The organism is Pseudomonas sp. DCB_AW (genome assembly GCF_026240895.1).
GTDB lineage: Bacteria > Pseudomonadota > Gammaproteobacteria > Pseudomonadales > Pseudomonadaceae > Aquipseudomonas > Aquipseudomonas kermanshahensis.
Genome location: NZ_JAPFCE010000015.1, coordinates 1 through 22009, shown reverse-complemented (window position 1 = coordinate 22009; position 22009 = coordinate 1). Strand labels below are relative to the sequence as shown.

Sequence of the window (22009 nt, the reverse complement as noted above, 5' to 3'; positions counted from 1 at the left end):
ACAACACATGCTGTCGATTTACTGTCAAAAAAGATCGATACCCCGTAATTTCGGGGCGTTATGATCAAGAAGGAAGCTTGGCACGACTCATGCTCTACACTCTTTAGCCGAATGCACCCGCTTCATGTTGTATTCGTTGAACGAAAGAGTCCGCCAACGGCTCCATAAAAAAAACAAACATGTCGAGGAAAATTTGATGCGTATCGTTCGTCAATTGCTGGGCGCCGCTATCGCGGCTGCAGTCATCGCTTCGCCGGCCATGGCCGAGGAGCTGACCGGCACCCTGAAGAAGATCAAGGACTCGGGCACCATCACATTGGGCCACCGCGACTCCTCCATTCCATTTTCCTACCTGGCAGGCAAGCCGGAACCCGTGGGCTACTCCCACGACATCCAGCTGGCCGTGGTCGAGGCCCTGAAAAAACAACTGGGCACCGACATCAAGGTCAAATACAACCTCGTCACCTCCCAGACCCGCATCCCGCTGGTGCAAAACGGCACCGTCGACCTGGAGTGCGGCTCCACCACCAACAACGTCGAGCGCCAGCAGCAAGTCGGTTTCTCGGTCGGCATCTTCGAAGTCGGCACCCGCCTGCTGACCAAGGTCAAGGACGGTCAGCCTTCCTATAAAGACTTCCCGGACCTGGCTGGCAAAAACGTGGTGACCACCGCCGGCACCACCTCCGAGCGCATCCTCAAGGCGATGAACGCCGACAAGCAAATGAAGATGAACGTGATTTCCGCCAAGGACCACGGTGAAGCCTTCAACATGCTCGAAGGCGGCCGCGCCGTGGCCTTCATGATGGACGACGCCCTGCTGGCCGGTGAAATGGCCAAGGCTCGCAAACCGTCCGACTGGGTTATCACCGGTACCCCTCAGTCGTACGAAATCTACGGCTGCATGGTGCGCAAGGAAGACGCTGCGTTCAAGAAAGCGGTCGACGAGGCCATCGTGGCTTACTTCAAGTCGGGCGAAGTCAACAAGAGCTACGACAAGTGGTTCATGCAGCCAATCCCGCCAAAGGGCCTGAACCTGCAGTTCCAGATGAGCGACGAGCTGAAAAAACTGATCGCCGAGCCGACCGACAAAGCGGCGGACGAGAAGAAGTCCTGATCCTCAGATAGTGGCCTGGTGCGCATGCGCACGAATCAATTCTGCAGGCCACTCATTAGTGTCTAACCTTTCATCCGAGGGCGCCAAGCGCCCCCGGATGTTCGAAGGTGCCCGTGAAACAACCGTCTGAGGGGAAATCCCGATGAATTACAACTGGGACTGGGGCGTGTTCTTCAAGTCCACCGGCGTGGGCAGCGAAACCTATCTGGACTGGTACATCACCGGCCTGGGCTGGACCATCGCCATCGCCATCACCGCCTGGATCATCGCGCTGCTGCTGGGGTCTGTCCTTGGCGTCATGCGTACTGTGCCGAACCGCCTGGTATCGGGCATCGCCACTGCCTATGTGGAACTGTTCCGCAACGTGCCGCTGCTGGTGCAGCTGTTCATCTGGTACTTCCTGATACCGGACCTGCTGCCCGAAGGCCTGCAGGAATGGTTCAAGCAGGACCTCAACCCGACCACCTCGGCGCTGATCAGCGTGGTTGTGTGCCTGGGCCTGTTCACTGCGGCCCGTGTCTGCGAACAAGTGCGCACCGGCATCCAGGCGCTCCCCCGCGGCCAGGAATCCGCAGCCCGCGCCATGGGCTTCAGCCTGCCGCAGATCTACACCAACGTGCTGCTGCCGCAAGCCTACCGGATCATCATTCCGCCGCTCACGTCAGAGTTCCTCAACGTGTTCAAGAACTCCTCGGTGGCCTCGCTGATCGGCCTGATGGAGCTGCTGGCACAAACCAAGCAGACCGCAGAGTTCTCCGCCAACCTGTTCGAGGCGTTCACCCTGGCCACGCTGATTTACTTCACCCTGAACATGGGCCTGATGCTGCTCATGCGCCTGGTCGAGAAGAAAGTCGCAGTACCTGGCCTGATTTCCGTGGGAGGCAAGTAAATGGACATGGATTTCAGCGAAATCATCCCCGCCCTGCCCGCCCTCTGGGAAGGCATGATCATGACCCTGCAACTGATGGTCATGGGCGTGGTCGGCGGTATCGCACTCGGCACCCTCCTGGCGCTGATGCGCCTGTCATCGAGCAAGCTGCTGTCGCGGCTGGCGGGCGCTTACGTCAACTACTTCCGCTCGATCCCGCTGCTGCTGGTGATCACCTGGTTCTACCTGGCGGTGCCGTTCGTGCTGCGCTGGATCACCGGCGAAGACACACCCGTCGGTGCGTTCACCTCCTGCGTGGTCGCGTTCATGATGTTCGAAGCGGCCTACTTCTGCGAAATCGTCCGTGCCGGTGTACAGTCGATCTCCAAGGGCCAGATGGGCGCCGCGCAAGCGCTGGGCATGAACTACGCCCAGACCATGCGCCTGATCATCCTGCCCCAGGCCTTCCGCAAGATGACCCCTTTGCTGCTGCAGCAAAGTATCATCCTGTTCCAGGACACCTCGCTGGTGTACACCGTGGGCCTGGTCGACTTCCTCAACTCGGCACGCTCCAACGGCGACATCATCGGGCGCTCTCATGAGTTCCTGATCTTCGCCGGGGTCGTCTACTTCATCATCAGCTTCTCCGCTTCGTGGCTGGTCAAGCGCCTGCAAAAAAGGATCACCGTATGATTTCCATCAAGAACGTCAACAAGTGGTACGGCGACTTCCAGGTACTGACCGACTGCAGCACCGACGTCAAGAAGGGTGAAGTGGTAGTAGTGTGCGGGCCGTCGGGCTCGGGCAAGTCCACCCTGATCAAGTGCGTCAACGCGCTGGAGCCGTTCCAGAAGGGCGACATCGTGGTCGATGGCACCTCGATTGCCGACCCGAAGACCAACCTGCCGAAACTGCGCTCGCGGGTGGGCATGGTGTTCCAGCACTTCGAGCTGTTCCCGCACCTGACCATCACCGAAAACCTGACCATCGCCCAGCGCAAGGTGCTCGGCCGCAGCGAGGCAGAAGCCTCCAAGAAAGGCCTGGCCCTGCTCGATCGCGTCGGCCTCAGCGCGCATGCCAAGAAACACCCCGGCCAGCTTTCCGGCGGCCAACAGCAACGGGTGGCGATCGCCCGCGCCCTGGCCATGGACCCGATCGTCATGCTGTTCGACGAACCCACCTCGGCACTGGACCCGGAAATGGTCAGTGAAGTGCTCGATGTGATGGTTCAGCTGGCCAACGAGGGCATGACCATGATGTGCGTGACCCACGAGATGGGCTTTGCCCGCAAGGTCGCCAACCGGGTCATCTTCATGGACAAAGGCAGCATCATCGAAGACTGCACCAAAGAAGAGTTCTTCGGCGACCAGAACGCCCGCGACCAACGCACCCAGCACTTCCTCAGCAAGATCCTGCAACACTAAGCCGGCCTCAGCCTCCGCTGCCCGCCCCCATCGGGCAGCGGACGCTGGTCGTGACAAGGCCACTGTGATGAAATGCGATCCTTCGCTTCTTCTCCCTGCCAGACCTGCCGTGAATTCCCGCCTGATTCGTCAATTGCTGTTACCCCCCCTGGTCATCCTGCTGATGGTCGGCCTCGGCATGGCCGGTTACCTGGTCAGCGAGAGCAATGGCATCCGCAGCCTGAGCGAAAACGGCGAGCGTCAGCTGGAGCTGCACGCGCGCACGGTCGAGAGCGAGATCAGCAAATACACCTACCTGCCTAGCCTGCTGGAGCTTGAAGACAGCGTCTCGCACCTGCTCACCGAGCCCGATGGCGGCTCCCGCCAGGCGGTCAACGAATACCTCGAAGGCCTGAACCGGCGCAGCCGCAGCCGGGCAATCTTCGTGCTCGACACCAACGGCCGGGTGCAGGCCACCAGCAACTGGCGCGATGCCGATTCGTTTCTGGGTGAAGACCTGTCATTCAGGGCCTACTTCCAGACTGCCGTGCGCGGCGAACCCGGGCGCTTTTATGGCATCGGCAGCACCACCGGCGAGGCCGGCTACTACCTGGCCCATGGCCTGGAAGAACACGGCAAGATCATAGGCGTTGCGGTGATCAAGGTACGCCTGGACACCCTCGAAGAACGTTGGCAGCGCGCCCGCCTGGAAGCGTTCGTCAGCGATGAGAACGGCATCATCATTCTGTCCAGTGACCCGGCCCGGCGCTTGAAGTCGGTGCGCCCGCTGACCCCGCAAATCAAGGAACGCCTGGCGCGCAGCCTGCAGTATTACTGGTGGCCGCTGAACGAGCTGCAACCTCTGGCGCGGGAAACCCTCGCCGATGGTGTTGAAAAGCTGACCTTCCCGGCCAACAGCGAAACAGCACAAGGCAAGGCCCATGAAGTGGCCTACCTGGCCCAGACCCGTCGCCTGGTCGACACCCCGTGGCATTTCACCCTGCTGACCCCGTTGCAAGACCTGCGCCGAGAATCGATGGTGCAAGGCATCCTGGTCGGGGTGGCATTCGCCCTGCTAGCCATCCTGGGCATCGCCTGGAACGAACGCCGCAAGGTCATCGCCACCCGCCTGGCCGCCCGTGAGGCGCTGCAGGAAGCCAACAGCCAACTCGAACGCCGCATCACCGAACGCACCGCCGACTTGCGTGCCAGCAATGAGCGGCTGAAGGGGCAGATCCGCGAGCGCCGGCATGCTGAGCAAACCCTGCGCCATGCCCAGGATGAGCTGGTGCAGGCGGGCAAGCTGGCTGCCATCGGGCAGATGTCGACCAGCATCGCCCACGAACTCAACCAGCCCTTGGCCGCGCTGCGCACGTTGTCCGGCAACACCGTACGCTTCCTCGAACGCGGCGCGCTGGAAACGGCCAGCACCAACCTGCGTACCATGAACGACCTGATCGACCGCATGGGCCGAATCACCGCCAGCCTGCGTTCATTCGCCCGCCGTGGCGACGACGGTGGCCAGGCCTCGCTGGCCAAGGCGGTGGACGCCACCCTGCAGGTACTGGCCAACCGCATCAGTGGCTGCCACTTGCAATTGCACAACCAGTTCGAAGACCATCAACTGGCCATCGACCAGACCCGCCTGGAGCAGATCCTGGTCAACCTGATCGGCAACGCCATCGACGCCATGGCCACCCAGCCCCTGCCAGAGCTGTGGCTCGAAGGCGAACTGCAGGGTGACAAGTATCGCCTGCGGGTGCGCGACAACGGCCATGGCATCGACGCCGAGGCACGCAAGCATCTGTTCGAACCCTTCTTCACCACCAAACCGGGCGAACATGGCCTGGGCCTGGGCCTGACCTTGTCGGCGAGCCTTGCCGCCGCCGCCAAAGGCAGCCTGAACGTCGAGCATCCTGTCAGTGGCGGGACGGCCTTCGTGCTTGTCCTGCCCCTGGTATCCCCCCCTAGCGAATCGGCAGAGCACCCATGAACCAAGCGCCTCTCACCGTCCTGATTGTCGAAGACGACCCGCATGTGCTGCTCGGCTGCCAGCAGGCATTGGCCCTGGAAGACATCGCCTGCGAAGGGGTCGGCAGCGCCGAACAGGCCCTGGAACGCATCGGCGACGACTTTGCCGGCATCGTCGTCAGCGACATTCGCCTGCCCGGCATCGATGGCCTTGAGCTGCTCAACCGCCTCAAGGCCCGCGACCGCAGCCTGCCGGTGGTGCTGATCACCGGCCATGGCGATATCGACATGGCGGTCGGCGCCATGCGCAACGGCGCCTACGATTTCATGGAGAAGCCCTTCTCCCCCGAGCGCCTGGTCGACGTGGTGCGCCGCGCCCTCGAACAGCGCGGCCTGTCCCGCGAGGTGGTTGCCTTGCGCCGCCAGCTGGCCGAACAGAGCAGCCTGGAGGGCCGCATCATTGGCCGCTCGCCGGCCATGGAGCACCTGCGTGAACTGATCGCCAACGTCGCCGACACCTCGGCCAACGTGCTGATCGAAGGCGAGACCGGCACCGGCAAAGAACTGGTCGCCCGCTGCCTCCACGATTTCAGCCGCCGCCAGGGCCAACCCTTCGTGGCGCTGAACTGCGGCGGCCTGCCCGAAAACCTGTTCGAGAGCGAAATTTTCGGCCACGAAGCCAACGCCTTTACCGGCGCAGGTAAACGCCGAATCGGCAAAATCGAACACGCCAATGGCGGCACGCTGTTCCTCGACGAGGTCGAGAGCATGCCGATCAACCTGCAGATCAAACTGCTGCGGGTGTTGCAGGAGCGCACACTGGAGCGGCTGGGCTCGAACCAGAGCATCGCGGTGGATTGCCGGGTAATCGCCGCGACCAAGTCCGACCTCGATGCCATGGGGCAGAACGGGCAGTTTCGCAGTGACCTGTACTACCGGCTGAACGTGGTGACGCTGGAGCTCCCCCCCCTGCGTGAACGCCGCGAAGACATCCTGCAATTGTTCGAACACTTCCTGCAGCAATCGGCCCTGCGCTTCGACCGTGAAGCACCGACACTGGACAGCCAGACCTTGTCGCGGTTGATGGCCCATGACTGGCCGGGCAACGTGCGAGAACTGCGCAACGTTGCCGAGCGTCATGCCTTGGGCTTACCGGCCTTCAAGAAAGGCCCGAGTGGCGGCGCCAGCCAGGGCCTGGGCTTTTCCGAGGCGGTGGAGGCCTTTGAACGCAACCTGCTCAGCGATGCCTTGCAACGCACCGGCGGCAACCTCAGCCAGGCCAGCCAGGAGCTGGGCATGGCCAAGACCACGCTGTTCGACAAAGTGAAAAAGTACGGGCTGGGCTAAAAATCGGCGGCGCCTGCTTCGCGGGCAAGCCCGCTCCTACAGGATTAGCGCCGCCCCCGAGGGTGGTGGGGAACCGGTGGGAGCGGGCTTGCCCGCGAAGCAGCCAATGCCAATCTCACAGACCCGCAATATGCGTCACATCCTGCCGATGCGATTGCAGGTAAGGCAGCACCGCCCCCAGCAACGGCGCCTTGAACGGCTCCTGAAAACGGTGCGCCAGCCCCGGTATCAAGCGCAGCTGGCTGCCCTGGATATGCGCCGCCAAGTGCACCCCATGCATCACCGGCAACAACGGGTCGGCCGTGCCATGCACCACCAGCGTCGGCACGCGCAGCTGGTTGAGCAACGCCACGCGGCTCGGTTCGGCCAGGATCGCCATGATCTGGCGCTTGGCACCATCCGGGTTGAATGCCCGGTCATAGGCCACCGCTGCCTGCTGCAACAAGGCGGCCCGATCATCACGCACCTGCGGGCTGCCCAGTGCCGCCAGCAAGTCAGCCTGCTGCTCGATCGCTACCTCACGGTTGGGCGCACTGCGCCGGGCCAACAGCTGCACCAGGGCAGGGTCCGGCGCCGGCAGCCCTGCGGCGCCTGAGCTGGACATCACCAGCGTCAGGCTACGGACCCGCTCCGGCGCCATTGCCGCCAGGTGCTGGGCAATCATCCCGCCCATGCTGACACCCAGCACATGAAACTGGCGTATGCCCAATGAATCCATCAAGCGCAGCCCATCCCCCGCCATGTCGGTGAGCGTATAGGGGGCGGAAACCGGCAGGCCGAGCTTGTAGCGCAGCAGCTCGACCGTCAGGTTGGCCGAGGGTGGCAGTTGGTTCCAGCGCGACAGGCCGACATCGCGGTTGTCGTAGCGTATGACCCGAAAACCCTGGCGGCACAGAGCCTCGACCACGTCGTCCGGCCAATGGATCAGTTGCCCGCCCAGGCCCATGACCAGCAGCAATGCAGGGTCTCGCGGCGCACCGACGCTTTGGTAAACCAGGCTCAAATCACCCAGTTCAGCCCGTTGTACCGCTACCTGCGTGTCACAGCGTTGGTCGGCGAAGCTCGCCGGCACGCTGAAAAGAAAGAAGAGAAACAGCAGCAAAGCCCGCATGAAAGAAACACCAGAATGCAGATCCCCAGTAGAGCGCGAGTTTGATGAATTTCTGTCGGGCGCGCTGCCACAGTTCAGTGACAGTTTGATGACCCCCGCTGAGTGGTGTGGCCAACGGTCCAGTCGACAGCCTGGGCAACATGAGCGAAACTCAACTCAATTCCTTCCCTTTGGCATTCAACCCTCGGAGTCAGCAGTGCTGGAGATCCGCCACCTGAAAACCCTTCATGCCCTGCGCGAGGCCGACAGCCTGGTAGAGGCCGCCGAACGCCTGCACCTGACGCAGTCGGCGCTGTCGCACCAGTTCAAAGAGCTGGAAGAGCGCCTGGGCTTGCCGCTGTTCGTGCGCAAGAGCAAACCGATCCGCTTCACCAGTGCCGGCCTGCGCTTGCTGCAACTGGCAGATGCCACGCTGCCGCTGCTGCGCGGCGCCGAGCGTGACATCGCGCGCTTGGCCGGTGGCACCGCCGGGCGCTTGCACATGGCCATCGAATGCCACAGCTGCTTCCAATGGCTGATGCCGACCATCGACCAGTTCCGCGATGCCTGGCCGGAAGTCGAGCTGGACCTGGCCTCGGGTTTTGCCTTCGCTCCCCTGCCCGCGCTGGCCCGTGGCGACCTGGACCTGGTGGTCACTTCCGACCCGCTGGACCTGGCCGGTATCACCTATGTGCCGCTGTTCACCTATGAAGCCATGCTCGCCGTGGCCAACCAGCACCCGCTGGCCAGCAAGCCTTACATGGTGCCGCAAGACCTGCTCGACCAGACCCTGATCACCTACCCGGTGGAACGCGATCGCCTGGATATCTTCACCCGCTTCCTGGAGCCAGCCGACATCGAGCCAGCCGCCGTGCGTACCTCGGAGCTGACGGTGATGATGATGCAATTGGTCGCCAGCGGCCGTGGCGTGTGCGGCATGCCGCACTGGGCACTGCACGAGTACAGCTCGCGGGGCTACGTGAAAGGCAAGCGCCTGGGCGAAAAGGGCCTGTTCGCCACGCTTTATGCGGCGGTACGCACCGACATGCTCGATGCGCCGTACATGCGCGATTTTCTGCTGACCGCCAAGGACACTTCGTTCGCCACCCTCGATGGGGTCAGCGCGGTACGCTGACGGCCTGGCGGTACAACGGCAGGATCAGGTCGCGGGTCAGCGGCGCCAGCTCAAACGCAGGCGCCTGGTCCGCCGCCAGCCACACCACTTCTTCGATTTCCGCCGCCGGGGTCACGGCTTCGGCGCTGTCGACGCGAAACAGTTCGGCTTGCACCTGGTAGCCTGGCTCGTTGGCAGCCGGCGCGCTGAACTGGCCGAGGTGGACGGCCTGGGCGGGGTCGATGCGCAGGCCCAGCTCCTCATGCAGCTCACGCACCAGCGCCTCTACCGGCGACTCACCCGCATCGATCTTGCCGCCGGGCTGCATGAAGGCCACGGTGCCGCGCTTGCGCACCAGCAAGGTGCGGCCCTGGGGGTCGATCAGCAGGGCGGCGGCGATGCGAAGGGTGTTGGGCATGGGATGGGCTCGCTGGAAAAGCCTGAGAGGATCCCATGGGGTTCATCGCCTGACAAGGTCGGTGCAGCCTGCCCTCACAGACGAACGGCCCCTTGCCAACCCGCCGCCCACCCGCCATAACCAACACATGAACCTACCCGCCCAACAGCACCCGGTGCTGGCGCTGTTCCACCCCGCCGTCGGCACCTGGTTCCGTCGCCATTTCGCCACGGTCACCGACGCCCAGGCGCGTGCCTGGCCATTGATTCACGGCGGCCAGTCGATGCTGCTGGCCGCACCGACCGGCTCCGGCAAGACCTTGAGCGCCTTTCTGGCCGTGCTCGACGAACTGTTCTGCCAAGGCCTCGAACACGGCGGCGAACTGCCCGCGTGCACCCAAGTGGTGTATGTCTCGCCGCTCAAGGCGCTGTCCAACGATATTCGCCTGAACCTGCAAGCACCGCTCGAAGGCATCAGCCAGGCGCTGGAAGACCAGGGCCTCAAGCCGCCCCGCATCAGCACCGCAGTGCGCACCGGCGATACACCGCAAAAAGAACGCGCAGCCATGCGCAAGCTGGCCCCGCATATCCTGGTGACCACGCCGGAATCACTCTATGTGCTGATGGGCTCGGCCTCGGGCCGCGCGGGCCTTGCCAGCGTGCACACAGTGATCGTCGATGAGATCCATGCCCTGGCCGGCAACAAACGGGGGGCGCACTTGGCACTGACCCTGGAGCGCCTGCAGGCGCTGACGGGGCGGCCGTTGCGTCGCATTGGCCTGTCGGCCACCCAGCGGCCGGTGGAGCGCGTGGCGCAATTTCTGGTCGGCCATCAGCGCCCTTGCGCGATCGTCGACATTGGCCACGCCCGCCAGCGCGACCTGGCCCTCGAGGTGCCGCCCGTGCCCTTGGGCGCGGTCATGGCCACGGACGTGTGGAACCTGGTCTACGACCGCCTGGCAGCCCTCGCCCGCGAGCACCGCACCACGCTGGTGTTCGTCAACACCCGGCGCCTGGCCGAACGCCTGACCCGCCACCTCAGCGATCGCCTGGGCAAGGACGCGGTGGCCGCGCACCACGGCAGCCTGGCCAAGGAACTGCGCCTGGATGCGGAACAGCGCCTGAAAACCGGCCAGTTGCAGGTGCTGGTGGCCACGGCGTCACTGGAGTTGGGCATCGACATCGGCGATGTCGACCTGGTCTGCCAGATCGCCTCACCGGGCTCGATCGCGGCCTTCTTGCAACGCGTCGGGCGCTCCGGGCACCAGGTCGAGGGCATCCCCAAAGGGCGCCTGTTCCCCACTTCGCGCGACGACTTGATCGAATGCATCGCCCTGCTGGACTGCGTGCGCCACGGGGAGCTCGACCAACTGCACATTCCCACTGCGCCCCTCGACGTGCTGGCCCAGCAGATTGTCGCCGAAACCAGTAATCAGCCCTGGCAGGAACAAGCGCTGTTCGACTGCCTGCGCCAGGCAACGCCTTACGCCGAACTCGACGTCAACCATTACCAGGCGCTGCTGCGCATGCTCGCCGAAGGCTATAACGGCCGCCAGGGCATCCGTAGCGCCTACCTGCACCGCGACGCGGTCAGCGGCACCTTGCGCGGCCGCCGCGGCAGCCAACTGACTGCGCTGACCAGTGGCGGGACTATCCCCGAAACCGCCGACTACGCCGTGCTACTCGAGCCGCAGGCGCTGAACATTGGCAGCGTCAATGAAGACTTCGCCGTGGAAAGCATTGCCGGCGATATTTTCCAGTTGGGCAACGCCTCCTACCGGATTCTGCGCGTCGAATCGGGCCGGGTGCGGGTAGAAGACGCCCATGGCCTGCCGCCGACCATCCCCTTCTGGCTGGGCGAAGCACCGGGGCGCAGTGACGAATTGTCCGCCGCGGTCGCTCGGCTGCAGGCACGCATCGATGAGCGACTGGGGTTGCCCGGCGCCGACAGTACCGCCGTGCTGGCCTGGCTGCAGCGCACCTTCGAACTGGGCGAAGACAGCGCCAGCCAGTTGCTCGATTACCTGGGGCGCACCCGCGACGTGCTGGGCGCCCTGCCCTCGCAACAGACGCTGATCATGGAGCGCTTCTTCGATGAGTCCGGCGGTACCCAGCTGATCATCCACTCGCCCTATGGCAGCCGCATCAACCGTGCCTGGGGCCTGGCCCTGCGCAAACGCTTTTGCCGCACCTTCAATTTCGAGCTGCAGGCAGCGGCCAGCGAAGATGCCATCGTCCTGTCGCTGTCCACCAGCCACAGTTTTGCGCTGGACGAGGTGTGGCGCTACCTGTCCAGCCGCAGCGCCGAACAGCTCCTCATCCAGGCCCTGCTCGATGCGCCCTTGTTCGGCGTGCGCTGGCGCTGGAACGCTGCCGTGGCCATGGCCTTGCCGCGCTTCGTCGGTGGGCGCAAGGTGGCCCCGCAGCTCCAGCGGATGAAAAGCGAGGACCTGATCGCTTCGGTGTTCCCCGACCAGATCGCCTGCCTGGAAAACATCGCCGGCGAACGGCAGATTCCGGATCATCCGCTGGTCGAGCAGACCCTCGACGACTGCCTGCACGAAGCCATGGACAGCGAAGGCTGGCTGGCCTTGCTGCGCCGCATCGAAGGCGGTGAGGTGCGCTTGCTCAGCCGTGACCTGCCGGCCCCGTCGCCACTGGCCTCGGCCATCCTCAACGCCAGGCCCTACGCCTTTCTTGACGATGCGCCCCTGGAAGAGCGACGCACCCAGGCCGTGCTCAACCGGCGCTGGAACGAACTGCACAGCGCGGATGACCTGGGCGCGCTGGACACCGATGCCATCGCCGCCGTAGAGAGCGAGGCCTGGCCGCAAGCGGCTAACGCCGACGAGATGCACGAAGCGTTGATGAGCCTGGGGGCCATCACTGCCCATGAAGTGCAGGCCAACGCCCATTGGGATTTACTGCTTCGGCAACTGACCAAAGCGGGGCGCGCCTTGCGCCTGCCGGGTCAACAGCTGTGGCTGGCGCGTGAACGCCTGAGCCTGCTGCAACGTGTGTATCCAGGTTCAGCCACCGAACCTGCGCTAAACGTGCTGCCAGGCTTCGAGCAAGCCATCGAGGCTGACAATGCGCTAAGCGAACTGCTGCGTGCCCGCTTAAGTGGCCACGGCCCGCAAACCATGGCGCAGATCGCTACCCCGCTAGGCAAGCCGCAGCCAGACATCGAACAGGCCCTGGCCCGCCTGGAAGCCGAGGGCTACGTGTTGCGCGGCTATTTCAGGCCTGCGGAACAACAGCTGCAGTGGTGCGAACGGCACTTGCTGGCGCGCATCCACCGCTACACGGTCAAACGCCTGCGCCGGGAGATCGAACCGGTCAGCCTGCAAGACTTCATGCGCTTTCTGTTCGACTGGCAGCACCTGGCCGCAGACGAGCGCCTGCGCGGGCCACAGGCCGTGGCTGAAGTGCTGACACAGTTGCAGGGCTACCCCGCTGCGGCCGGCGCCTGGGAGGCGGAGCTGCTGCCGGCACGCATCCACGACTACAACCCGCACTGGCTCGACGACACCTGCCGCAACGGGCAGTTTGCCTGGAGCCGGCTGGCGACCACGGTGGCCAGCACGACCTTGGCCAGTACACCGCTGGTGCTGCTGCCGCGCGAACACCTGGGCCTCTGGCGCAGCCTGGCGCCCGTACCGGCAGTAGACGAGCTCGGCCCGCGGGCGCAACGCGTGCATGATGTGTTGCAGGCGCATGGGGCGTTGTTCTTCGATGAACTGACGCAGGAAGCCCACCTGCTGCCCAGCGAACTGGAAACCGCATTGCAGGCGCTGGTGGGCTTCGGCCTGGTGGGTGCCGACAGCTTTACCGGGCTGCGCAGCCTGATCACGCCAGCGGCAAAACGCACCTCGCGCACCAGCAGGCGCGGCCATGCCCCCCTCTCCACCAGCATGGCCCACGCCGGCCGCTGGGCGCTGTTGCGCAGGGGCACTGCTGCAATAGGCGAAAGCCAGCGTCTGGAGCACATCGCCCGCGCCCTCTTGCGCCGCTATGGGGTGATCTGCTGGCGGCTGCTGGAGCGGGAAAGTGATGTATTGCCGCCCTGGCGCGAATTGCTGCGTTGCTATCACCGCCTGGAGGCCCGCGGCGAAATCCGGGGTGGGCGCTTCATTGCTGGGCTGGCCGGTGAGCAGTTCGCCTTGCCAGAGGCTGTGGGCCTGTTGCGGCAAGTGCGCCGGCGTGAGCCGGAGGGCGCACTGGTGATGGTCAGCGCCAGCGACCCGCTCAATGTGGTCGGGTCATTGCTGCCAGGGGCGAAACTACCCGCGGTGAGCGGTAACCGCTTGCTGTACCGCGATGGCGTGCCGGTGGCGGTGCGAGTCGCCGGGCGTTACCAGTTCCTCATCGAGGCCTCGGTGGAGGAACAGGACACCTGGCGCCGCAGGTTGTTGAGCGATGCACGCTGAAGCGAATGATTTTCGATACCCCGATTTTCATTTTCAGCATCGCCCAACCGGGCTATGGTCGGGGTTTGCCCCAGGCCCTGAGCCTGACCGCGCCATCGCAAGGACCCCGTATGAGCCTGTCACTTCTCAGCCGCTACGCCTTCTTCGCCGCCTGTGTATTGTTCACCCTGGCGAGCCTGCCGTTCACCCACCATGAGTGGTTGTGGCCGTTCACCCTGACCACTGCCGTGCTCAGCCTGATCGGTGTGTTCGACTTGCTGCAGCAACGCCACGCCGTACGCCGCAATTACCCGATCCTCGGCAACATCCGTTACCTGGTCGAGGGCATTCGCCCAGAGATCCGCCAGTACCTGCTCGAAGCCGACAGCGACGCCCTGCCCTTCTCCCGCGCGCAACGCTCGCTGGTCTACGCACGGGCCAAGAACGAAGCCTCGGACAAACCCTTCGGTACCCTGATCGACGTGTATGAGTCCGGCTTCGAATTCATCGGCCACTCCATGCGCCCGGCACCGCTGACCGACCCGGCGAGCTTCCGCGTCATCGTCGGCGGGCCGCAGTGCCGGCAGCCGTATTCGGCGTCGATCTTCAACATTTCCGCCATGAGCTTCGGCTCACTCAGCGCCAACGCCATCCGCGCCCTTAACCAGGGCGCCAAGCTGGGCAACTTCCACCACGATACCGGCGAAGGCAGCATCAGCCCTTACCACCGGGAACACGGTGGCGACCTGGTCTGGGAGCTGGGCAGCGGCTACTTTGGCTGCCGCACGCCTGACGGGCGCTTCGACCCCGAGCGCTTCGCCGCCCAGGCACGCAGCCCGCAGGTACGCATGATCGAGATCAAGATGAGCCAGGGCGCCAAGCCAGGCCACGGCGGCATCCTGCCCAAGCACAAAGTGACCCAGGAGATTGCCGAAACCCGCGGCGTGCTCATGGGCGAGGACTGCATTTCGCCGTCACGCCACAGCGCCTTCTCCACCCCGATAGAAATGATGCAGTTCATCGCCCAACTGCGTGAGCTGTCGGACGGCAAGCCGGTGGGCTTCAAGTTCTGCCTGGGCCACCCGTGGGAGTTCATGGGCATCGCCAAGGCCATGCTGGAAACCGGCATCCTGCCCGACTTCATCGTCGTCGACGGCAAGGAAGGCGGCACCGGTGCTGCGCCGGTAGAGTTCACCGACCACATCGGCGTACCGCTGCGCGAAGGCCTGCTGTTCGTGCACAACACGCTGGTGGGCCTGAACCTGCGCGACAAGATCAAGCTTGGCGCCAGCGGCAAGATCGTCAGCGCGTTCGATATCGCCAGCGTGCTGGCCATCGGCGCCGACTGGGCCAACTCGGCGCGCGGCTTCATGTTTGCTATTGGCTGCATCCAGTCGCAAAGCTGCCACACCAACAAGTGCCCGACTGGCGTGGCCACGCAAGACCCGTTGCGCCAGCGTGCGCTGGTGGTGCCGGACAAAGCCCAACGGGTGCTGAACTTCCACCACAACACCCTGCGCGCCCTGGCCGAAATGCTGGCAGCGGCCGGCCTGGACCACCCCGCGCAACTGGAGGCCAAGCACCTGGTACGGCGCGTATCGGCCACGGAGATCAAGCTGTTCTCGCAGATGCACGTATTCCTCAAGCCGGGCGAGTTGCTGACCGGCGAGGTGAATGGGCAGTTTTATTCGCGGATGTGGCAGCTGGCCAGGGCGGACAGCTTCGAGCCGAACAGTGAGGTGGCAGCCTGACATGGCAGGGGCCGCTCTGCGGCCCCAGCCAGTTCACATCAGGATGCGGTGCTCGCTACCCCTTGCGCCTCCTTCGGCGCCAGGCGGAAGGTGTAGTACAAGGCGGTCAGCAAGACCAGGAACGCCGGCCCGATGTACAGCGCCACGCGGGTATCCTCGAAATACGCCATCAGCCCCACCACCAGCACCAGGAAAGCCAGTGCCAGGTAGGAGCTCAGCGGCCACAGCCACATGCGGTATTTCAACGCCTTGCGCTCGGCAGTCGACAGCCCGGCGCGGAATTTGAGCTGCGCCAGCAGGATCATCACCCAGGTCCAGATCGCGCCGAAGGTGGCGATCGAGGTCACCCAGACGAAGACTTTCTCCGGCACCAGGTAGTTGGCCAGCACGCCCAGCAGCAGTGCGCCAATCGACAGCAGCAACGCATTGCGCGGCACACCGTTTTTCGAGGTGCGGGCAAAGGTCGCCGGGGCCTGGCCATTTTGCGCCAGGCTGTAGAGCATGCGCCCAGTGCTGAAGATGCCGCCGTTGCACGACGACAGCGCCGCCGTGATGACCACGAAGTTGATGATGCCGGCCGCAGTCTTGATGCCGAGGCGCTCGAAGGTCATCACGAACGGGCTGCCCTGGCTGCCGATCTCGTTCCACGGGTAGATCGACAGGATCACGAACAGCGCCCCCACGTAGAACAGCAGGATGCGCCAGAACACCGAACCGATGGCCTGCGGGATGGTTTTTTGCGGGTTGCGCGCTTCGCCGGCGGTCAGGCCGATCATTTCCACGCCCAGGTAGGCAAACATCACCATCTGCAGCGACATCAGCACACCGGTCACGCCGTTGGGCATGAAGCCGCCATTGCTCCACAGGTTGGAAATACCCACTGCCACGCCGTCGTTGCCCAAGCCGAAGGCAATGATGCCGATGCCCCCCAGGACCATGGCGATGATGGTGACGATCTTGATCAGGGCGAACCAGAACTCGAACTCACCGAATGCCTTGACCGCAATCAGGTTGACCGCGCCCATGCTGCCCAGCGCCGCCAAGGCCCAGATCCAGCGGGGTACGTCGGGGAACCAGATGCCCATGTAGATGGCCACTGCGGTGATTTCCGCCACGCAGGTCACCAGCCACAGGAACCAGTAGTTCCAGCCGGTGAGGAAACCGGCCAATGGGCCAAGGTAGTCCTGGGCGTAGCGGCTGAACGAGCCGGCAACGGGGTTGTGCACGGCCATCTCACCGAGGGCGCGCATGATGACCAGGATGGCCAGGCCACCGATGATGTAGGAAAGCATGATGGCAGGGCCGGCCATTTCGATGGCTTTGGCCGAACCGAGGAAGAGACCGACACCGATACAGGCTCCCAGCGCCATAAGACGGATGTGCCGTTCGCCCAGTTCACGCTTGAGAGGGCCGCCTTGTGCGGTCTCGGCATGGGCAGGGTGGTTGCCGACTGGCATAGCAATACAACCTCATTTTGTTATTGGATTTGACCTTCGTGCCGCAACTGCCGCGCCGATAGGCGGGGCGTTGATTGGCCGGGCTGGCCTTGTGGGCCGGCCCGTGTGCCGGAGTAGAGCGTCCGGCAGGTCGAAGGGGCGAGCAGTATAGGAAGCTACCTGTAGGGATTTTCACTGTATAAACGGGGAAATTTGGCGAGAAATCTCGGGTCTATTCCACTGCTGATAGGGTTCTGAGGCTGTTACACGCCGCAGATTCAGGGCGACACCTTATCAACATCACCTGGCCCCGAAACCCACACCAAAGCCGCATATCCCTACGTCACTTTTCTCGCCTTCCTACAAATTTTTCACCCAACCCGGTCAACGTCTAAGCTTCAGACAAGCAAGACGAAAATACCTGGCCGGATTGAAGACTATGGGCGCACTGTGGCAATCGGAACCAACCAGAACGGAAGCACCCGCAACCCCTCCGGCCGAGACGCCACCTGCAAAGTCCCCACGTCAGCGTCGGCTCTGGTGGCGGCTGATCATTTTGATCCTGCTGGTGGCCCTCATCGCCCTGGGCTTTGCCGCCTATGACGAATTCCGCACCTCCAACCTGCAATCGCGGGAGTTCAGCAAGCTCGCCACCACCCTGACCTACTCGCTGCAGCCAGGCCCCAGCGATGCCATCGTCTACCCCGGTGAAGGCCCGTTCGACAAACGCCTGGGCTACAGCGCGCTGGGCGAATTCCTGCCGCGGCTGCTCAAACGCGACTACCTGATCAGTGAACAGGTGCAGTTCTCGCCCGCGTTGATGGACTACGTCGATCACGGCCTGTTCGCCCCCTATATCGAGAAAATTCAGGCTGGCCTGTCGATTACCGACTGCCGTGGCGACACGCTGTACCAGTACAACTACCCGCAACACCTGTACCCGGACTTTGCAGCGATCCCGCCGGTGATGGTCAACAGCCTGTTGTTCATCGAAAACCGCGACCTGCTCGACACCACCGACCCGCGCAACAACCCGGCCGTCGACTGGCCGCGCTTCGCCAAGGCCGCCTACAGCCAGGTGGCCAAGTACTTTGCCTTGCCCGGCCAGTCGGCCGGTGGCAGTACCCTGGCGACGCAGCTGGAGAAGTACCGCCACTCGCCGGATGGCCTGACCGTGTCCGGCGCTGAGAAGATCCGCCAGATGGTGTCCGCCAGCGTGCGTGCCTACCAGGGCGGCCCGGACACCACCGAGGCCCGGCAGCGCATCGTGCGCGACTACCTCAATAGCGTGCCGCTCTCGGCGGTGCCCGGCCACGGTGAAGTGCATGGCATGGCTGAAGGCTTGCGGGTGTGGTACGGCGCCGATTTCGACCAGGTCAACCAGGCCCTGCTGTCGACCGCCAGCGACCCCGAAAGCCTCGCGGCGCGTGGCCTTGCGCTGCGCCAGGTGCTGTCGCTGATGATCGCCCAGCGTCGCCCCTCGCATTACCTGTCCAAAGGCCGGGTCGAACTGGCCGAGCTCACCGATTCCCATGTCCGCGTGCTCGCCGCCAACAAGGTCATCGACCAGCCGCTGGCCGATGCGGCGCTGGCCAGCAAGGCGGTGTATCGCGACTGGGTGGCACAACCGACCATCGTGCCGATCATCACCAACAAGGGCATCAGCCTGGCCCGCAACCGCTTGGCGGCCATGCTCAACCGCCCGCTGTACGACCTCGACCGCCTCGACCTGTCGGCCACCAGCACCCTGCAGGCTGACCTGCAGATGCAGGTCAGCCAGTACCTGAAGAACCTCTCGGACCCTGAGTTCGCGGCGCAGATCGGGCTGATCGGCGAGCGCCTGCTGACCACCAAGACCACCGACCAGGTGCGCTACAGCTTCACGCTGTTCGAGCGCACCGCCGATGGATCCAGGGTGCGGGTGCAGACCGACAGCACCGACCAGCCGTTCGACATCAACGAAGGCAGCAAGCTGGAATTGGGCTCGACAGCCAAGCTGCGGGTGCTCACCACCTACCTGGAAATCATCGCCGAGCTGCACGACAAGTATGCCGGCAAGCCCGCTGCCGAACTGAAGAAGGTCGAGGTGGCCGAACTGGACCGCATCACCCAGTGGTCACTGGAATGGCTGATGCAGAACAGCAAGGACCAGAACCTCGATGCCATGCTCGACGCCGCCCTGGAACGCAAGTATTCGGCCAACACCGGTGAGGCCTTCTTCACCGGGGGTGGCATGCACGTGTTCAACAACTTCCGCAAGGAAGACAACAGCCGCAACCCAACGCTGAAGATCGCCCTGCGCGAATCGATCAACCTGCCGTTCATCCGCCTGATGCGCGACCTGGTGCGCTACGTCACCTATCAGCAGCCATTCAATCGGGTACCGCTGCTCAAGGATGACGCCGACCCCCGCCGCCAGGAATACCTGGCCCGTTTCGCCGACAAGGAGGGTACCAACTACCTGATGCGCTTCTGGAAGAAGTACCAGCGCAAAACCTCGCAACAACGCCTGGACACCTTCCTCGACAGCATGCGCGTGACCCCGCAGCGCCTGGCGGCGGTGCACCGCTACCTGTTCCCCGAAGCCGGCCAGGAAACCTTCAACGCCTTCGTACGCGCGCACAGCAAGGACGACAAGATTGCCCTGGGCAAACTCACCGACGGTCGCCTGTCGGAAATGTACGACGCCTACGGCCCGGGCAAGTACGACTTGCCCGACCAGGGCTACATCGCCAAGGTCCACCCGCTGGACCTGTGGCTGCTCGGTTACCTGCTCAAGCACCCAAGCTCGACGCTGACCGAAATGGTCAATGCCAGCCGCTTCGAACGCCAGGAGGTGTATGGCTGGCTGTTCAAGAGCCGCCATCAGGGTGCACGCGACAGCCGTATCCGCACCATGGTCGAGATCGAAGCGTTCCTCGACATCCACCAGCGCTGGAAGCGCGTGGGCTATCCGTTCGACCACCTGGTACCGTCGCTGGCCACCGCCATCGGCAGCTCGGGTGACCGCCCGGCCGCCCTTTCCGAACTGGTCGGCATCATTCAGAACGACGGCGTGCGCCTGCCGACCTTGCGCATCGACACCCTGCACTTCGCCGCCAACACCCCCTACGAGACCAAGTTGGTGAGTGACCCCGACCGCGGCCAGCGGATCCTCCCGGTGGAGGTTGCGCGGGCCCTCAAAGGCGCCATGTCGCAAGTGGTCGACGCGGGGACGGCACGGCGTATTTCCGGCAGCTTCAAGCTGCAGGACGGTACACCGCTGGTGATGGGCGGCAAGACCGGTACCGGCGACAACCGCATCGAAAGCTTCGGTGCCGGGGGCCGCTTGATCGGCTCGCGTTCGCTGAACCGCACCGCCACCTTCGTGTTCTTCCTGGGCGATAACCACTTCGGCACATTGACCGCATTCGTGCCGGGGCGCTCGGCCGAAGCGTTCAAATTCACCTCGGCATTGCCCGTGCAAGTGCTAAAGGGCATGGCGCCGATCCTCATGCCGTACCTGCAGCCGGGCAACCCGAATGAATGCAAAGCGCCGCAGGTTGCGATGCACGGGAGCGACTCATCTAACATTTAGATGATAATCATTGGCATTCAGGGCTTGTCTTTAGATATATCTTGAGTAATATCTTAAGATATATCGCACAAGACGGAGCCCATGTTGATGCGCGACCCTGCACCCCACGATCCTTTCGAGCGCCGCCCCGGCCGCGGCGAACGCGGCCCTCGCGTCTTCGCCCCCGGCGACCTCAAGCTGCTGATGCTGGCCCTGCTGGCTGAGCAACCTGGCCACGGTTATGACTTGATCCGCCAGATCGAGAACCTGTTCGACGGCAGCTACAGCCCAAGCCCCGGCGTCATCTACCCGACCCTCAACTTCCTTGAAGAGGCCGAGCTGATCAGCGGCCAGGTCCAGGGCAGCAAACGCCTGTACGCCATCACCGATGCCGGCCGCACCGCCCTGGCCGAGCAGGCGGTTGCCCTCGACGGCGTGCGCATGCGCATCGAAGTCAGCAAACGCGCCCTGCGCGGGCACGACCGCCCACCCGAGATCCACGAAGCGGTCGGCAACCTGCGCCATGCGCTGCACATGCACAGCGGGCGCTGGACACCGGAAGAAATCGAACGGGTCCGCGACCTGCTTAACAACACGGCCAAGGCCATTGCCTCCGGGCCGGACGATGCCGTTACGGAGAACACCCATGAGTGACACCATTCACCGCGTCAACCACGAAATCCGCCAGCGCCGCCTTGACGTGCTGCGCGTCACCGACCTGACCCCACGCATGCGCCGTATCACCCTGGGCGGCGCGGAACTGGCGGGCTTTACCAGCGTCGGTACCGACGATCATGTAAAGCTGCTGTTTGCCGAAACGCCGGCGCAACAGCAAGCCATCGACGCCCGTAACCTGGGCCGCGACGGCGGCGCACGGCCCACCATGCGCGAATACACGCCACGGCGCATCGACCTGGAGGCCAACGAACTGGACATCGACTTCGTCCTTCACGGTGATGGCCCTGCCTCCACCTGGGCCGCCCAGGCTGCGCCAGGCCAACACCTGAACATCGCCGGCCCACGGGCCTCGATGGTGGTACCGGATATCTTCGACAGCTACCTGCTGATCGGTGACGAGACGGCAATCCCCGCTATCGGCCGCCGCCTTGAAGAACTGCCCGCGGGCCGGCACGTGCTGGCGGTAATCCAGATCGAAGACGAACAGGAACGCCAGCCGCTGCCAAGCAAGGCACAGGTGGATGTGATCTGGGTCCGGCGCCAGGAAGAGGACCTGCTCGCCCTGCTGAAGAACCTGACCTTGCCACAAGGCAGGCTGTACGGTTGGGTGGCGCTGGAGAAAGCCCTGACCCGCCAGGCCAAGGCGTTGCTGCTGGAAAAAGGCGTGCCGGACGATGCCTTGAAGGCAGCGGCCTACTGGCGGGCGGACGGTACTGCGGACGACGAGTAAGCGCCGCTCTCGCGTAACGCAGGCGCTGGGCGCCGGCCTTCTGCATGAAGTTCTCGTCGGTGCAGGTCAGGCCGCTCAGCCAGTAAAGCACCGGCAGCTTGGCCCCCTGTTCGGCCTGAGGAGGCAGATACACCGCGAACACCATG

Annotated in this window: 15 protein-coding genes and 1 pseudogene; 12 read left to right on the top strand and 4 right to left on the bottom strand. The window is 63.9% G+C overall.

The genetic code is table 11. The features are described from left to right. Positions 1 to 196: 196 nt before the first annotated feature. The 6 genes from OO306_RS11550 to OO306_RS11525 all read left to right on the top strand — a co-directional run bounded on the left by OO306_RS11550 (position 197) and on the right by OO306_RS11525 (position 6703). Entirely contained in the window at positions 197 to 1114 is a 918-nt protein-coding gene (locus OO306_RS11550) for a glutamate/aspartate ABC transporter substrate-binding protein (RefSeq protein WP_265968735.1), read from the top strand. 142 nt (positions 1115 to 1256) lie between these two features. Continuing rightward, a complete protein-coding gene (locus tag OO306_RS11545; protein WP_265968733.1) occupies positions 1257 to 2003 on the top strand; it encodes an amino acid ABC transporter permease in 747 nt (248 codons plus the stop codon). Beyond that, a complete protein-coding gene (locus OO306_RS11540; RefSeq protein WP_265968731.1) occupies positions 2004 to 2675 on the top strand; it encodes an amino acid ABC transporter permease in 672 nt (223 codons plus the stop codon). Continuing rightward, a complete protein-coding gene (locus tag OO306_RS11535) occupies positions 2672 to 3406 on the top strand; it encodes an amino acid ABC transporter ATP-binding protein (RefSeq protein ID WP_027594178.1) in 735 nt (244 codons plus the stop codon). The genes OO306_RS11540 and OO306_RS11535 overlap by 4 nt, the downstream gene beginning before the upstream one ends. 67 nt (positions 3407 to 3473) lie before the next feature. Next, positions 3474 to 5378 carry an ATP-binding protein gene (locus OO306_RS11530; protein ID WP_085273563.1) on the top strand — a complete coding sequence of 635 codons (1905 nt, stop codon included), beginning with the start codon at positions 3474 to 3476 and terminating at the stop codon, positions 5376 to 5378. Further along, positions 5375 to 6703 carry a sigma-54 dependent transcriptional regulator gene (locus OO306_RS11525; RefSeq protein ID WP_085273564.1) on the top strand — a complete coding sequence of 443 codons (1329 nt, stop codon included), beginning with the start codon at positions 5375 to 5377 and terminating at the stop codon, positions 6701 to 6703. The genes OO306_RS11530 and OO306_RS11525 overlap by 4 nt, the downstream gene beginning before the upstream one ends. Positions 6704 to 6818: 115 nt before the next feature. On the opposite strand, the gene OO306_RS11520 is transcribed toward OO306_RS11525, so the two are convergent. Beyond that, positions 6819 to 7814, bottom strand: a complete 996-nt coding sequence (locus OO306_RS11520; protein ID WP_085273565.1) for an alpha/beta fold hydrolase — start codon at positions 7812 to 7814, stop codon at positions 6819 to 6821. 196 nt (positions 7815 to 8010) lie between these two features. Here OO306_RS11520 and metR point away from each other — a divergent pair, with 196 nt between their 5' ends. Continuing rightward, on the top strand, positions 8011 to 8928 hold the full coding sequence (gene metR, locus OO306_RS11515) for a transcriptional regulator MetR (RefSeq protein WP_027594174.1): 918 nt from the start codon (positions 8011 to 8013) through the stop codon (positions 8926 to 8928). Here the strand turns inward: metR and OO306_RS11510 are convergent. Beyond that, positions 8912 to 9325 carry an NUDIX domain-containing protein gene (locus tag OO306_RS11510; protein WP_085273566.1) on the bottom strand — a complete coding sequence of 138 codons (414 nt, stop codon included), beginning with the start codon at positions 9323 to 9325 and terminating at the stop codon, positions 8912 to 8914. The two genes, metR and OO306_RS11510, sit on opposite strands and share 17 nt — an antisense overlap. 127 nt (positions 9326 to 9452) lie before the next feature. On the opposite strand from OO306_RS11510, the gene OO306_RS11505 reads away from it, so the two are divergent. Together OO306_RS11505 and OO306_RS11500 are read left to right on the top strand one after the other, a co-directional pair. Beyond that, complete coding sequence (locus OO306_RS11505) at positions 9453 to 13733, top strand: DEAD/DEAH box helicase (protein ID WP_265968726.1); 4281 nt, start codon at positions 9453 to 9455, stop codon at positions 13731 to 13733. 110 nt (positions 13734 to 13843) lie between these two features. After that, a complete protein-coding gene (locus OO306_RS11500) occupies positions 13844 to 15463 on the top strand; it encodes an FMN-binding glutamate synthase family protein (RefSeq protein ID WP_027594171.1) in 1620 nt (539 codons plus the stop codon). A 38-nt stretch (positions 15464 to 15501) separates the two neighbouring features. Here OO306_RS11500 and OO306_RS11495 read toward each other — a convergent pair whose 3' ends face one another. Beyond that, positions 15502 to 16920, bottom strand: coding sequence for an amino acid permease (locus OO306_RS11495; RefSeq protein ID WP_099455156.1), 1419 nt, complete (start codon positions 16918 to 16920; stop codon positions 15502 to 15504). 418 nt (positions 16921 to 17338) lie between these two features. Here OO306_RS11495 and OO306_RS11490 point away from each other — a divergent pair, with 418 nt between their 5' ends. The 3 genes from OO306_RS11490 to OO306_RS11480 all read left to right on the top strand — a co-directional run bounded on the left by OO306_RS11490 (position 17339) and on the right by OO306_RS11480 (position 21863). Beyond that, on the top strand, positions 17339 to 20476 hold the full coding sequence (locus tag OO306_RS11490; RefSeq protein WP_099430279.1) for a transglycosylase domain-containing protein: 3138 nt from the start codon (positions 17339 to 17341) through the stop codon (positions 20474 to 20476). Positions 20477 to 20563: 87 nt separating this feature from the next. Beyond that, positions 20564 to 21109 (top strand): PadR family transcriptional regulator, encoded by a 546-nt coding sequence (locus OO306_RS11485; RefSeq protein WP_027594168.1) that lies wholly within the window; start codon positions 20564 to 20566, stop codon positions 21107 to 21109. Next, positions 21102 to 21863 (top strand): siderophore-interacting protein, encoded by a 762-nt coding sequence (locus OO306_RS11480; RefSeq protein WP_265968723.1) that lies wholly within the window; start codon positions 21102 to 21104, stop codon positions 21861 to 21863. Before OO306_RS11485 ends, OO306_RS11480 begins: the two co-directional genes overlap by 8 nt. A gap of 19 nt (positions 21864 to 21882) precedes the next feature. Here the strand turns inward: OO306_RS11480 and OO306_RS11475 are convergent. Beyond that, positions 21883 to 22009 (bottom strand): annotated as a pseudogene (locus OO306_RS11475) (alpha/beta hydrolase-fold protein); the annotation flags it as partial.